This window comes from Massilia aquatica (genome assembly GCF_011682045.1).
In the GTDB taxonomy this organism is placed as follows: domain Bacteria; phylum Pseudomonadota; class Gammaproteobacteria; order Burkholderiales; family Burkholderiaceae_D; genus Telluria_A; species Telluria_A aquatica.
Genome location: NZ_VVIW01000079.1, coordinates 1 through 447 on the forward strand (window position 1 = coordinate 1; position 447 = coordinate 447).

Sequence of the window (447 nt, forward strand, 5' to 3'; positions counted from 1 at the left end):
TCTATAACCGCCAGCGGCGCCACTCGCGCCTTGGCAATGTTCCGCCTGCATTGTTCGCTGAAAATTTCAGCAAACAGCGATAGGCGGCTTGAAACAAGAGTGTCCGCTATTGACAGTACACCTCAGTAGTCCAACACCATAAACTCGAGCATCGAAGCTAAGCTGCGCCGTTCTTGTTCGGCAGCCGCAACCAACGCTGCTTTCACATCCGGCGGCACTCGAACGCTGACGACTTCAGTTTTTGTAACGGCCACGAGCTACTCCTGTGTGAAAAACGCTAGCGTTTCGCAGCATGATATCAGAATTTCCTATGTCCAAAATTGCTGTGGTCAAGTAATTTCGGACACCACGATAGGTTCGCGTACTGCCATTTTCCGTTCGTAGACGGCGGGCGACAGATTGCCCAATGCTGAATTGATGCGTTTGCAGTTGTAGAAGCCGACGATG

The 447-nt window shown here is 51.5% G+C and carries 1 protein-coding gene; it reads right to left on the reverse strand.

The genetic code is table 11. The annotated features are described in order from the left end of the window. Positions 1–122 precede the first annotated feature (122 nt). Entirely contained in the window at positions 123–254 is a 132-nt protein-coding gene (locus F1609_RS35175) for a hypothetical protein (protein ID WP_267876833.1), read from the reverse strand. Positions 255–447: the final 193 nt, after the last annotated feature.